The 13,905-nt window shown below is 34.9% G+C and carries 14 protein-coding genes; 6 read left to right on the top strand and 8 right to left on the bottom strand.

Annotated elements, in window-relative coordinates; translation table 11 throughout:
- Positions 1–68 precede the first annotated feature (68 nt).
- The 5 genes from CD152_RS04625 to CD152_RS04645 form a co-directional block, all read right to left on the bottom strand.
- Entirely contained in the window at positions 69–977 is a 909-nt protein-coding gene (locus CD152_RS04625; protein WP_086038238.1) for a diacylglycerol/lipid kinase family protein, read from the bottom strand.
- A gap of 85 nt (positions 978–1,062) precedes the next feature.
- A complete protein-coding gene (locus tag CD152_RS04630; RefSeq protein ID WP_086038240.1) occupies positions 1,063–2,574 on the bottom strand; it encodes a peptide MFS transporter in 1,512 nt (503 codons plus the stop codon).
- A 285-nt stretch (positions 2,575–2,859) separates the two neighbouring features.
- Positions 2,860–4,374, bottom strand: a complete 1,515-nt coding sequence (locus CD152_RS04635) for a peptide MFS transporter (RefSeq protein ID WP_086038241.1) — start codon at positions 4,372–4,374, stop codon at positions 2,860–2,862.
- Positions 4,375–4,533: 159 nt separating this feature from the next.
- A complete protein-coding gene (gene queF / locus CD152_RS04640) occupies positions 4,534–5,034 on the bottom strand; it encodes a preQ(1) synthase (RefSeq protein WP_103214455.1) in 501 nt (166 codons plus the stop codon).
- A 6-nt stretch (positions 5,035–5,040) separates the two neighbouring features.
- Entirely contained in the window at positions 5,041–5,898 is an 858-nt protein-coding gene (locus CD152_RS04645) for a DMT family transporter (RefSeq protein ID WP_086038243.1), read from the bottom strand.
- Positions 5,899–6,257: 359 nt separating this feature from the next.
- Between CD152_RS04645 and nrdI the strand changes: the two genes are divergently transcribed.
- The 4 genes from nrdI to CD152_RS11830 all read left to right on the top strand — a co-directional run bounded on the left by nrdI (position 6,258) and on the right by CD152_RS11830 (position 10,624).
- Positions 6,258–6,647, top strand: a complete 390-nt coding sequence (nrdI, locus tag CD152_RS04650; RefSeq protein ID WP_012656390.1) for a class Ib ribonucleoside-diphosphate reductase assembly flavoprotein NrdI — start codon at positions 6,258–6,260, stop codon at positions 6,645–6,647.
- Positions 6,610–8,715, top strand: coding sequence for a class 1b ribonucleoside-diphosphate reductase subunit alpha (gene nrdE, locus CD152_RS04655; protein ID WP_086038244.1), 2,106 nt, complete (start codon positions 6,610–6,612; stop codon positions 8,713–8,715). Before nrdI ends, nrdE begins: the two co-directional genes overlap by 38 nt.
- A gap of 63 nt (positions 8,716–8,778) precedes the next feature.
- Entirely contained in the window at positions 8,779–9,747 is a 969-nt protein-coding gene (gene nrdF / locus CD152_RS04660; protein ID WP_086038246.1) for a class 1b ribonucleoside-diphosphate reductase subunit beta, read from the top strand.
- Positions 9,748–9,874: 127 nt separating this feature from the next.
- The gene (locus CD152_RS11830; protein ID WP_232237400.1) at positions 9,875–10,624 is read left to right on the top strand and encodes a FixH family protein; all 750 of its coding nucleotides are present in this window, start codon (positions 9,875–9,877) and stop codon (positions 10,622–10,624) included.
- A 75-nt stretch (positions 10,625–10,699) separates the two neighbouring features.
- Here CD152_RS11830 and murB read toward each other — a convergent pair whose 3' ends face one another.
- Both murB and CD152_RS04675 read right to left on the bottom strand, forming a co-directional pair.
- Positions 10,700–11,614 carry a UDP-N-acetylmuramate dehydrogenase gene (gene murB, locus CD152_RS04670; RefSeq protein ID WP_012656394.1) on the bottom strand — a complete coding sequence of 305 codons (915 nt, stop codon included), beginning with the start codon at positions 11,612–11,614 and terminating at the stop codon, positions 10,700–10,702.
- A gap of 54 nt (positions 11,615–11,668) precedes the next feature.
- Positions 11,669–12,166, bottom strand: coding sequence for a GrpB family protein (locus CD152_RS04675; RefSeq protein ID WP_101039875.1), 498 nt, complete (start codon positions 12,164–12,166; stop codon positions 11,669–11,671).
- Positions 12,167–12,256: 90 nt separating this feature from the next.
- Between CD152_RS04675 and CD152_RS04680 the strand changes: the two genes are divergently transcribed.
- Positions 12,257–13,156 carry an EMYY motif lipoprotein gene (locus CD152_RS04680; RefSeq protein WP_086038250.1) on the top strand — a complete coding sequence of 300 codons (900 nt, stop codon included), beginning with the start codon at positions 12,257–12,259 and terminating at the stop codon, positions 13,154–13,156.
- Between the two features lie 19 nt (positions 13,157–13,175).
- Here the strand turns inward: CD152_RS04680 and CD152_RS04685 are convergent, their stop codons facing one another.
- The gene (locus CD152_RS04685) at positions 13,176–13,391 is read right to left on the bottom strand and encodes a hypothetical protein (protein ID WP_041635832.1); all 216 of its coding nucleotides are present in this window, start codon (positions 13,389–13,391) and stop codon (positions 13,176–13,178) included.
- A gap of 145 nt (positions 13,392–13,536) precedes the next feature.
- Between CD152_RS04685 and ytxJ the strand changes: the two genes are divergently transcribed.
- Complete coding sequence (gene ytxJ, locus CD152_RS04690; protein ID WP_086038252.1) at positions 13,537–13,857, top strand: bacillithiol system redox-active protein YtxJ; 321 nt, start codon at positions 13,537–13,539, stop codon at positions 13,855–13,857.
- Positions 13,858–13,905: the final 48 nt, after the last annotated feature.

Consider the following 13,905-nt stretch of genomic DNA (forward strand, 5'->3'; position numbering starts at 1 on the left):
ATATACAACGACAACACCCAAACCATATCTATATGGTTTGGGTGTTGTCGTTGTAATGATAGTATCTATCAAAATAACTTATTCACCGGGGCAGTTAAGATCTTGAGTTTATTTGGAACAATTCTTACGTCAAGTGGGGTTACAAGATCGATTTCTCCGTCTACATCTACTGACAATTCTTCCTTTGTTTTCAGATAAACATGTTCTCCAGAGATATGTTCAATATTCTGACTGATTTCATTCCAGTTGACTTCTGATTTCTCGCCAATCATGTCTGTAAATATTTTAAGGCCGCTGTCTTTAAAGATGAATACATTGAGAGTGCCATCACTTGGTGAAAGTTCAGATAGTGGTATGCGATTTCCGCCGACAAACTGACCGTTTGCGATAACGATCATAGAAGAGGTGCCGTATGATTTATTGCCATCAACTTCAATTTCATAATCGAAGAAAGTAGGGTTAGAAACATTTTTAATCATAGAGAGGAAGTAGCTGAACTTGCCAATTTTACTCTTGACTTGTGGATTGACCCCTTCAGAGTTATCAACCATAAGCCCCATTCCTGCAAAGTTAAGTGCATAGCGTTCATTAGTCTTTAGCACATCATAATATGTAATTTCTGACTCGAGTAGCTGAGTAGCAGCACGTACAGGATCCGGGTTTAGATTTAACGTTTTTGTGAAGTCATTAAATGTGCCACCTGGGAGGATTCCTATTAGTTTATGGTAGCCACCATCAATCATACCATTAATCAGTTCATGTACAGTACCATCTCCACCAAGAATAAGGAATATATCATATGGTTGTGAAGACCGTGTAAGTAGTTCATAGATTTCACCTTGTTCTAAACTTCTGTAGATTGTTAGATGGGTAATCATCTGTGATAGATGCTTTGTAACCTCTCCGACGATTTCGTGTACATCACCTTGTCCTGCTTTATCGTGATAAAATAATATGCCGTTATCAAATTTATGCACATTGACACCTTCTTATTGTTATTTGTTATGTTATATTATATACCTCATTTGCCCAAATTAAAAACACAGCGCATAGGCGCTGTGTCTAGTGAATACCATCCATTTTCTTTGAAATCCATCTATTCATTAATAGTATGATGACAAATAGTATCATGGCAATGGTACCAATAAAAATAAAGTATTTCGTATAACCAAGTGGTTCTATAAGTTTTACGAACTGTGCATTTAATCCCTGAGCTGTAGCATTCGATAAGAACCATAAGCTTAGCATCTGTGAATTAAATGCGACAGGTGCCAATTTAACAGATACGGAAGAACCTGTCGGTGATAAACATAATTCCCCGATAACACATAGTAAGAAAGATAGTACTAGCCATAATGGATTGATAAGATGTGTCTCGTTTTGTGTTAATGGAAGAATCATCACTAAGAAACTCAATCCTGCAAATAGAATCCCTAAAGTAAATTTAAATGGTGTCGTTGGATTACGCTTACCTAATTTAATCCATAATGTAGAAATGACAGGTGCCAATATTACGATAAATAATGGATTTAATGATTGGAAGTATGCAGCCGGCAACGTATAATCAATACCAAATAAAGGTTTCAAGTTCAGCTGGGTTCTCTCAGCTGCAAATAATGCCAGAGTATTTGCGCCTTGCTCCTGAATGACCCAGAACATTACACTCGCTAAGAACAAAGGAATATATGCAAGTAATCTTGAACGTTCAGTTGTTGTCACATCCTCGCTTCGATACATAGTGAACCAGTAGACGATAGGAAGTACAATGCCGAGAATCGTTACGACGAATGAGAATGTATTAAATGTAAGGATTCCCATCATTAAAGTAACTACAATAATACTAATAAGTGCAATTGCTACGATAACAATGTTTCTAGAGTAACGCTTCTTCTCTTCCCCTTGTAATAGGTTTGTAGGTTCATTCCCAACTAAACCGAGCGATTTACGATTGAAGATGACGTATACGATTAATGCAAGTGCCATACCGAGGGCTGCTGCTAGAAATCCGATATGATAGTTATATTGTTTTTGAAGTGCACCAACAATTAATGGGGAAAGAAAGGCCCCCATATTAACAGACATATAAAAAATCACAAAACCGCCATCCATACGGCTATCATTTTTATGATACAGTCCGCCGACGACATTAGAAATATTGGGTTTCATCAATCCGGATCCTACAATAATTAAAAACATAGATGCTAGAAATGTGGGCACCCCAAACGGTAAGCTCATTGCAATATGTCCAAGCATAATTAATGTTGCCCCGTAGAGCAGAGCTTTTCGGGAACCAAGCAATCTGTCGGCGATCCAGCCACCTAAAATTCCGGTCATAAAGATCAATGATCCATACATCGACCCAATACTTGCCGCAGTTGTCTTATCCATACCAAGTCCGCCGTTAGCAACAGTATCATACATGTAATAAATTAAGATTGCGCGCATCCCATAATAACTGAAGCGTTCCCAAAACTCTACGAAGAATAGAATACCTAATCCTCTAGGATGTCCGAAGAAACCAGTCTGTGGTACACTTTCTACCATTTCTTCACGGGAGTATCTCGTTGTTTCCATAATTTCACCTTCCGTAATAAAAATATTCTGAAAATTATTGTTATTTCAGAATATAATTTTACAATCGACGTTAATATCATTCAATAACTTTTTTAAAAGACGAAATTTTCGAAAAGTTGATAAACTAGTTTTATTTGAAGAGTTAAAGTGTTATGTTCTAATTTCTAATATAATATATTAATCATAATATGTAATCTTCATATAATAATTTCACGATATTTTGCAAATCAAAAACACCCTCAAAGCATTCAGTATACTTTAAGGGTGTTTAAATTTATAAAATTACTAGTGGATTCCTTTCATGAAGCGTTTCATAAAAGGACTTACAATAAGGAGTACGATTCCTAATCCGATTGTAACCATTCCGATGTTACCGAAGTAAGTTGCGTTATTAACAGTATCGTAATATTTAACGAGTACTTGACCATTAAACAACTGCGCAACTGTATTTGCTAAGAACCATATACTCATCATCTGAGATGTAAATGCGCTAGGCGCAAGTTTTGTTGTTACTGATAAGCCAGTAGGTGATAAGCAAAGCTCAGCCATTGTTACTAGCAAGTAGCTTAATACTAACCAGGCTGGATTCATTAAAGTGTCGCCGTTATGTGTTAATGGATAAACCATTACGACATAACTGAAACCTGCTAAAAATAATGCGATACTGAACTTCACTACTGTTGGTGGATTAAATCGTCCGAGTTTTACCCATAACCACGCAAATAGTGGTGCAAGTGTCACTATAAATAATGGGTTTAGTGACTGGAACCAGGCTGGTGGAATTACAAAGTTAATGGCACCATTTGTCACTTTAGCTAAATCTAGCTGTGTATTTTTATCGGCAAATGCAGCAAGGATTGTTGAACCTTGCTCCTGAATCGACCAGAATACAACAGATGCTAAGAATAGCGGAATATATGCTGCTACACGTGATTTCTCTTCGGATGTCGTCTTTTTCGATACGAACATCATAATAAAGTAAACAGCTGGCAGACCAATACCTAATGCTGTTACGAGTGACATAAACGTTTGTAAGTTTAAGTTGCCAGTAAGTTGTGCAAATAAGAAATAAATTACAAAGGCAATAACAATTACTGTTACATATGTAATTGTTTTCTTTTTATCTTCAGGTGTTATCGGGTTTGGGATATCCAATCCTGATAGTCCTAAAGTAGGTTTAGCACGTAGCACATAAATAATTAGTCCAAAGAACATCCCGACAGCTGCAACCGCAAATCCGTAATGGAATCCGGCATTTTTCTGTAACCAGCCGACAATTAATGGTGAAATAAATGCCCCTAAATTAATAGACATTACAAATAGCGTGAATGCTGCATCTACTTTCGGATCGTTCTTCTCATAAATTTCTCCGACGTTTGAAGAAATATTTGGTTTAAGCAATCCTGTACCTAAAATGATAAACAATAGTGCTACAAGTAATAAGGTGAAGTTATTCGGTAGAGATAGTAATATATGACCGATCATGATGAGAATCGCACCGTATAATATGGCTTTTCGTGTTCCGATAATTCGGTCAGCAAGCCATGCGCCTACAACGCCACTCATATAGATCATCGCGCCATATATGGATACGATTTGTAATGCAAGTGCATCGGGTAATCCGAACCCGCCATCTTTAACAGAATAATATAAGTAATAAACTAATATTGCTTTCATTCCATAATAACTGAAACGTTCCCAGAACTCAGTTATCATAAGTGTAAACAGGCCCTTAGGATGTCCAAAGAATCCAGTTCTCGGCATACTATTTACAATTTCTTCCCTTGTATGTTGAGACATTTAATTTCCCCCTTCAAATTTAAATACTATAACAAGATAATATTGTACACCTAAAAGAATATTTAGACAATTCGAATTTTGAAATAATTATAAAAAGAATATAAATAATAAAAATAACGAAGCAGAGATTTTGAACTCTCTCAGCTTCGTTATACTGTGCTATCTATTTGTAATCGTTTCAGGGTATAAATCATGATTCATCAGACGATAAGATGCCATTTCTTCATATTTTGTTCCTGGACGTCCGTAGTTCGTATATGGATCAATTGAAATACCACCACGCGGTGTGAACTTACCCCATACTTCAATATAGTGTGGATCTATAAGTTCAATTAAATCATTCATAATAATATTCATACAGTCTTCATGAAAATCTCCGTGGTTTCTGAAACTGAATAAGTATAGTTTTAATGACTTTGATTCAACCATCTTGATATTCGGAATATAGCTGATATAAATTGCAGCGAAATCGGGTTGTCCTGTAATCGGACATAAGCTTGTGAACTCCGGGCAGTTAAACTTAACAAAATAGTCACGACCTTGATGTTTGTTATCAAATGACTCTAGTATTGTCTTGTCATATTCATATAAATATTTATTGTTCTGATTACCAAGTAACGTAATATCCTGTAATTCTTCCTTTTGTCTTCCTGACATAATAGCCTCCTATTGAATCTGTTTTACTTTTGCTTTGACGAACATATAGTAACTCGCAAAGAATATTATAATATATCCGAGATAACTAAGTAAGTCTGGTGTTTCATTAAATAATATAAATCCTATAATTGCGCTGAATAATACAGTCGTATAAAAGAATATCGAAATATCTTTCGCTGGTGCATAGCTATATGCGATTGTTAATCCGAATTGCCCAAGCGTAGCAAATACACCGGATAAGATCAGGTAGATGATCTGCGCATTTGTCATGGGCTGATATGTCAGCAATGTGAGTGGGATAAGCACAAATGTCGATACGAAAGAAAAGTAAAAGACAGTCGTATAGAACTTCTCTTTTGAACCAAGTACACGTAATGTAGTATAGGCAAGCCCTGCAAACATTGCACCAAGGACACCTATTATGGCAATATACATATCTGAACTGAAATTCGGTTTAATGATAAATAGAGCACCGATAAATGCAATTATCATACTGATGAATTGATACTTTTTAATATATTCCTGTAAAAACCATGCACAGAATAAAATAGTGAAGAATGGACTGAGCTTATTCAGCATATCTGCATCACTTAACACCATGCGATCGATTGCATAATAGTTAAGAAGTACGCCAATCATCCCAAAGGTACTTCTTAAAATAAGCGTTAACTGGTTCTCTCTACGACCAAAAAGAGGCGCTTTATATTTATATACGAAATAGAGCGGAAGAATCATCCCGATAATATTACGAAATAGTGATTTTTGTATGACAGGTAAGTCTCCAGAGAGCTTTACGAAGGCACCCATCAAACTGAAGCCAACGGAAGCGGCAACTAACCATAAAATTCCTTTTATTTTATCATTCATATGTGTCCTCCTCTGTCAGTAATATGAATATATTTTCAATAATTCAAGTACAAAATTTCTTACGTTTATCAAAGTGAGTAATAGCAAAGGGTTGCTCGTTTTCTTCAAAAGTCAACCCTAAAAATAAAAAAAATTACAAGGTTTAAACGTTGAAAACCCCTTTATAAATGCTATAATTATTCGTATATCTTGTGGTTGTCTAGAAATATACCACTATATATTGTGTTCGGTATTGATACGAACACAATACTTGCGAATTGCTAAAAGTCAAGCACATAATACATAATTTTTTGGGTAGTTATACATGTGATTCTAATATTATTGTTCGCAACTGCTTTTTAAATGAGAGGAGTGATATTATGCTCATCGTCTATTATTCGCTCACTGGAAATGTGAAACGTTTTATACAGAAAACAAAGTATACAAATACATTAACTCTGGATCAGGCGGAAGGTATAAATGAACCGTATATCATTGTAACAGGAACAATAGGGTTTGGCGAGATACCGGATCCAGTTAGACAGTTTCTGGACCGTCACAGTGCAAATTTATTAGCTGTAGCAGCCAGTGGTAACAGAAACTGGGGTCAGAATTATGCACGTGCAGGAGACTTGATAAGTAGTACGTATCATGTACCATTATTAATGAAGTTTGAACTACACGGTAATGATAATGATGTGAAAGAATTTAATATAAAGGTGGAAGAAATCAGTGAATATCATACAAGAGAAACAGTACAATCATATTGAACTTAATAACCAGGTTACGAAACGTCGAGAAGATGGCTTCTTTGATATTGATAAAGATCAAGAAGCACTTAAAGTTTACTTAGAAGAAATAAAAGATAAAACGATAACATTTGACACACCGATTGCACGTCTTAAGTACCTCGTTGAACAAGATTTTTATTATGATTTATTTAATGAGTATAACGAAACAGATTTGAATGATATTATCAAGTATGCACATGACATTGAATTCAACTTTGCCAGTTATATGTCAGCAAGTAAATTCTTTAAAGATTACGCATTGAAAACAAATGATAAACAGCAATATCTAGAAGATTATAAAGAGCATGTTATCATCGTAAGCCTATATTTAGCTAAAGGTGATGTAAATAAGGCGAAACAATTAATCTCTGCGATGATTGAGCAACGTTATCAACCAGCGACACCTACATTTTTAAATGCTGGTCGTGCAAGACGCGGTGAGCTTGTATCTTGTTTCTTGCTAGAAGTAGATGATAGTTTAAATTCCATCAACTATATCGACTCAACTGCGAAACAATTATCTAAAATTGGTGGCGGTGTTGCAATCAACTTGTCAAAGTTACGTGCAAGAGGAGAAGCGATCAAAGGCATTAAAGGTGTGGCTAAAGGTGTGTTACCTGTAGCTAAAGCGCTCGAAGGTGGATTTAGTTATGCAGACCAGCTAGGACAACGTCCAGGTGCAGGTGCTGTATACTTAAACATCTTCCATTATGATGTGCTTGAGTTCTTAGATACGAAAAAAGTAAATGCTGATGAGGACTTACGTTTATCGACGATTTCTACTGGACTTATCGTACCAAGTAAATTCTTTGATTTAGCGAAAGAGGGCAAAGATTTCTTTATGTTTGCACCACATACAGTTGAGCGTGAATATGGTTTAACGCTAGACGATCTAAACATTGATGAAATGTATGACGAACTTGTAGCAAACCCAAATATTATGAAGAAATCTAAAGATGCGCGTGAAATGTTAAACTTGATTGCTCAAACGCAACTTCAGTCGGGTTATCCATACTTAATGTTTAAGGATAATGCGAACAAAGTGCATGCAAATTCGAATATCGGTCAGATTAAGATGAGCAATTTATGTACAGAGATCTTCCAGTTACAAGAAACATCTATTATTAATGATTATGGCACTGAAGATGAAATCAAACGAGATATTTCATGTAACTTAGGATCATTGAATATTGTGAATGTAATGGAATCTAAGAAATTTAAAGATTCAGTACATACTGGTATGGATGCACTTACAACTGTAAGCGATGAAGCGGATATTAAAAATGCACCAGGTGTCGCGAAAGCGAACCGTGAGTTACATTCGGTTGGTTTAGGGGTCATGAACCTGCATGGCTATTTAGCTAAAAACCAAATCGGTTATGAATCAGAGGAAGCGAAAGAATTTGCTGCGACGTTCTTTATGATGCTGAACTTCTATTCTTTACAACGTTCTATGGAAATCGCAATGGAACGTAACGAAACGTTTGCTGACTTTGAAAAATCAGATTATGCATCTGGTAAGTACTTTGATAAATACGTTGCAACAGATTTTCGCCCGAAATCTGACAAAGTGACTGCATTATTTGAGGGTATCGACATGCCATCTCCGGAAGATTGGGCAGACTTAAAGGATAAAGTAATGAAGAATGGTCTATTCCATGCGTATCGTTTAGCGATTGCGCCGACACAAAGCATTTCTTATGTACAAAATGCAACGAGTTCTGTAATGCCGATTGTTGACCAGATTGAGCGTAGAACATATGGTAATGCTGAAACATTCTATCCGATGCCATTTTTATCACCTGAGACGATGTGGTTCTACAAATCAGCATTCAATACGGATCAAATGAAGTTGATTGATTTAATTGCAACGATTCAGGAACATGTAGATCAGGGTATTAGTACAATCTTATTTGTAAATAGTGACATATCTACGAGAGAGCTTGCAAGACTTTATGTTTATGCGCATCATAAAGGATTAAAGTCGCTTTACTACACAAGAAATAAATTATTAAGTGTAGAAGAATGTACTAGCTGTGCAATTTAAACAAGATTAAAGGCTGAGCAATCAGCCTTTAAAATATGTATAACAATAAAAAGGACTGAAATTATGATAGCTGTAAACTGGAATACACAAGAAGATATGACGAACATGTTCTGGAGACAGAATATCTCACAGATGTGGGTAGAATCTGAATTTAAAGTATCAAAAGACATCGCAAGCTGGAAAGAGTTAACTGATGATGAGAAGTTTACATTTAATCATGCGCTTGCCGGACTTACTGGATTAGATACGCACCAGGCAGATGATGGTATGCCGCTTATTGGTCTACATACGCAAGATTTGAGAAAGAAAGCAGTATATTCGTTTATGGGGATGATGGAGCAAATCCATGCGAAAAGTTATTCACATATCTTTACAACGTTATTACCATCTGCTGAAACGAACGATTTACTGGATAACTGGGTTGTGAATGAACCACATCTAAAGTTTAAATCAGAAAAGATTGTTGCTAGATACCATAAACTTTGGGGCAAAGAAGCAACAATCTATGATCAGTATATGGCACGTGTTGCAAGTGTATTTTTAGAAACATTCTTATTCTATAGTGGCTTTTATTATCCACTATACCTAGCTGGTCAAGGTCGTATGACGACGAGTGGAGAGATTATTCGTAAGATTCTGCTTGATGAATCAATTCACGGTGTGTTTACTGGATTGGATGCACAAAGCTTACGCAATGAAATGACAGAAGATGAGAAAATTCGCGCAGATAAAGAAATGTATGACCTACTAAAAGAATTATATGCAAATGAAGAAAGTTATACAAAGATGTTATATGATCGCGTAGGTTTAACTGAAGATGTGCTCAACTATGTGCAGTATAACGGTAATAAAGCATTAGCCAATTTAGGATTTGAACCATACTTCGAAGAAAAAGGATTCAATCCCATTATCGAAAATGCTTTAAACACTTCTACGAAAAACCATGACTTCTTCAGCGTTAAAGGTGACGGTTATGTTATCGCATTAAACGTAGAAGCATTAACAGACGAAGACTTCCAATTTGAATCTTAATATTTGACGAGCTTGTGACAAATGTCGCAAGCTCTTTTTGAGTACAGTATTTGTCACAAATTGGACATTGCTAGAAATATGTAAAACAGACATAATTGTAAGCGTATAAATATTGAGGAGGAACATTATGAACACAAAAAAATTATTGATGATAGGTCTATGCACAGTTGCTTTAGCAGCATGTGGCAAAGAAGAAAAGAAAGAAGGCCATGAAGGGCATGAAAATCATGCAACAACATCTGATAAAAAAGTACAACCGTTAACGGTAGATCTAACTGTACCTGAGCATGTAGAAAAGGGGAAAACAGTAGAAATTAAAGCACTCGTGAAACATGGGAAAGAAAAAGTAAATGATGCTGATGAAGTAATGTTTGAAGTGATTAAAGATGGCGATACAAAAAATTCTGTTAAAGAAAAAGTGAAAGAAGCGAAAGATGGCGTTTATACGTTTACATATAACTTTAAAGAAGATGGCACATATAACATTATCAGCCATGTTACAGCATTTAACCAGCATACAATGCCGAATAAAGAAATAACGATTGGCGATGCTGCACAACAGCATAGTCATCAAGATCATCATCATGCAGGTATGATTCATATAATGGACATTAAAGCAGAGAAAGATAAAGAAACAACATTAATGATGCATGTAATGGATGCAGAAGGCAAACCATTAACAGAAGCAGCTGTTGCAAGATTTGAAGTGAAGGCACCTTCTGGAAAGACTGAGTGGGTGGACTTGCAGGAAAGTAAAATCGGAGAATATGAAACAAAGCATATATTTAATGAGAGTGGAAAATATACAGTTACAGCACATGCAGAAAAGCAACCCGATTTTCATGTTCATAATGACACAGAATTTGAAGTGAAATAAGCGCTCAATAATAAAGGGCTTGAGATATCATAACGTATATCTCAAGCTCTTTTTGACTAATAGTTTCTATTTTTATTATAAGGGTTCACCGATAATTCTTACTTCTGTTTCTAGCGCTATGCCTGAATTTTTATAGACAGTTTCCTGAATATGCGCAATCATATTTTCATAATCAGTCGCAGTTCCTTCGTTCACATTTACGATAAAGCCAGCATGTTTTTCAGAGACTTGCACGCCACCAATAGTATGACCTTGTAATTGTGCATCTTGAATCAGTTTACCGGCAAAGTGGCCCGGTGGACGTCTAAACACACTCCCGCAAGATGGATATTCTAGTGGCTGCTTTGATTCACGGCGTTCAGTGAGTATGTCCATTTGTGACTGGATAGATTGAATATCCCCAGGAGCAAGCTTAAAACTAGCTTCAAGTACGACAAAATGTTCTTTTTGGATAATACTAGTACGGTAGTCAAGTTCTAATGCCTGATTATCAAGTGAGATGATTTCACCCTCATGGTTAATGACTAAAGCATGATCGATCACATCCTTAATTTCACCACCATAAGCTCCTGCATTCATAAATACAGCACCACCAACAGAGCCTGGAATACCACACGCAAATTCAAGGCCAGTTAAATGATGGTCTCTTGCAATTCTGCTAACATCGATAATCGCTGCACCACTGCTGGCTGTTATACTGTGTCCATGAACTCTTATTTTGGTAAGATTAAGTAGACTGATAACGATACCTCTAATACCACCATCGCGAATGATGATATTTGAACCATTCCCTAAAAATGTAACTGGGATATCGTTTTGTCTAGCTATATTTAATGCCGCCTGAACCTCTGTATAACTTGTCGGCATGATATATATATCAGCATTGCCACCAGTTTTCGTATAAGTATATTTCTTTAATGGTTCATTGATTTTTATATGTTCTGACTGAATAGATTTCTTCAGTTGATCGACTATAGTGTGTAATTCCATAAATGTTCGCCCTTTCATTGAATTCATTCCTCATTATAGCAAAGGATAGCATAATTAGACAGAAAGACATTGAAGAAACCAAGACGATTTTTCATCTTCATATTGTTTCAAGTTGAGATGTGCACCAATCTTCTGTTTAAAATAATTATATTCCGCAATATGATTCAGTAAATATCGTTGTCCTTCCAAATACTGAACTTGTTTTTTACTATCATTCTCAACAATATGAAGTCGAACTTGTTCATTAAGGGTTTTAAGGCTGTCAAACTGAGAAAAGACACATTTTTTCTTATATGGATGATGTAATCTATAGAAGCCTGATAAATTTAAACGTTTTTCATCTAATGTCGTTATTTCATGAAGTCGCTTCACAATTACAAGAATATCGATAATTCCTGAAGTATTTGCTCCTTTAATTGCAGTAGATCCGATGTGGTACGTTTTAATCACCGGTGAATCGAGCAGGTTCAATAGACTTTGCTGTATTATTTTGTACTCTGATGCATAGTGATCAGGTGAATGATTGATAAAGTTATTAGGTTTTAATTTCATTTTGAATCTTCCTTTCATGTCTGAAAAAATAAATCATGTTTTCATTCTAATCATTTTTAGGTATAATATTGATATCTAAGGAGAGCCGATATGAATAAAATTAATATATTTATATATTTAATAATGAGTATATCAATTATTCTTGCAGCGTGTGGGAATAAAGTAACGTCTGATATTAAAAATTATAAAGCGGAAATGCAGGATGTACAATCAGAAGAAAAGAAGCTTGTTCATGAACTAGATAAACTAGGATTAGATAAAGCTGATCAATTGCTTGGATCTGAAGTGACAGAAGAAAAGAAAAAGAAATTGAAGTTAATTGAAGCGTCAATACATAACAAGATAAAGCCTCAGCTGAAAGTTTATGAAAAAAAAGTAATGGCAATTAATCCTGAAACCTCTGAAGTAAAGGATGTCCATAACATTTATAAAAGAAATTTAATCAAGAAAAAACAGTTTATTCTGGATCTGGAAAACTATATGAAGTTATTTAATCAATCGATTCAATCTAATGAAAAGATACTTCAATATACGCAAGTATTTGAAAAGAATAAGGCTTTAAGTGAACAATATGCAAATCAAGTTTCAGCGAAGGGGAAAGATGCAAAGGAATACGAATTATTAGCGGACATTATTAATGATAATAGTGAACAGCTTAAAAAGAAAGTTGAATATTTATCAACTGATGCAACTGTCAAACAAAAACAGCAGTATATTGAAAATAAGCTACTCCCATTTCTAAAATCGAATGTTGATAAGCTCAATCAGACTCAGATCTCTTCTAAACACGTTTTAGGGATGCGTAAAGCAACGATTGAAATTTATTACAGCTTGATAAACTATTATAGGGAACGTAAGCTTGCGATGAATATTGAAACAAAGTTACAAAATATGCCGATTCAAGATATTCTGAAAAATACAAAATATATTCAGTCAATTGATGATGAATATTATGAAGCTTTAAGAAAGCTAGAAGAAAAAAATAAATGATACCGTATAATGGTATCATTTATTTTTTTAAGTATTGTTGTTCTTTTTGTTTCTTCGATATGATGATATTTTTAGAAATTACTGTAAGCACCCAGACGATAAATGCAGCAATAATGATGAATGAAAGGCCACTATGATTTTTGAAATCAATGACAAACAATACTACATAGATAAACAGACATAAATTAATGGTATCTACGAAAGTCCAGCGTTTTAATGGATATTTTTGATTCATGATAGCCTCCAATAAAGATATTTATTTCATTATATCATGTGTATTATATTAAGATAAGGGTATAATAAATATTAATGAGATTGCTAAATATTTAGAAGCGTGATATATTTTATCTTTGAAGGCACAGATAGGTGGAAAAAATAAGATGATGATTAAAATTAATACAATCGAGCAGTTCGAGAAATTATTAGATGAACATACGAATGTATATTTCCTGAAACACTCTGATACTTGTCCAATCTCTGCAAGTGCATATGACCAGTTTGAGAACTTTATGTACGAAAGAGATATTAATGGTTATTACTTAATTGTTCAGCAAGCTAGAGAACTTTCAGATTATATTGCTGATTTAACTAAAGTAAAGCATGAATCCCCTCAAGCTTTTTATTTCTCAGATAAAGCTGTGAAATGGCATGACAGTCATAGAAATATTACAATAGCAAATCTTTCTAAAGCAGAAGAATAGAATGTACGATGCTTTATCAAAACAATCGATAACTAATAGAATTTCTAT

Origin of the sequence: Macrococcoides caseolyticum, from assembly GCF_002902665.1 — a bacterium.
GTDB lineage: Bacteria > Bacillota > Bacilli > Staphylococcales > Staphylococcaceae > Macrococcoides > Macrococcoides caseolyticum.